1 pseudogene is annotated in these 273 nt (G+C 65.9%); it reads left to right on the forward strand.

Going from position 1 to position 273, the window contains the following annotated elements:
• Window positions 1-273, forward strand: a pseudogene (locus SCA31_RS23415) (MFS transporter); the annotation flags it as partial.

A 273-nucleotide genomic window follows, 5' to 3' on the forward strand; every position in this document is an offset into this window, starting at 1 on the left:
GCGCTGCTAGGCGCGATCTTCGGCATGCCCGAGTCACCCGTCAGGACGCCTGGGAAGCTTGACTGGCTCGGCACAGCGATCGTCTCCGTGGGTTTGGTTGCGGTGTTACTCGCCATCAGCGAGGGCCAGGCATGGGGATGGGGCGACGGCAAGACCGTCAGCCTGCTCATCGGGGGCGGCGTTGCGCTCATTGGGTTCGTAGTGGTGGAACTGCGCGTCGCTGAACCGCTGATCGATGTACGGCTCTTCCGCCACCGGGGCGTGTGGACCGCT

The sequence above is a fragment of the Chryseobacterium sp. SIMBA_028 genome, from assembly GCF_046535285.1.
Classification (GTDB): Bacteria; Bacteroidota; Bacteroidia; order Flavobacteriales; family Weeksellaceae; genus Chryseobacterium.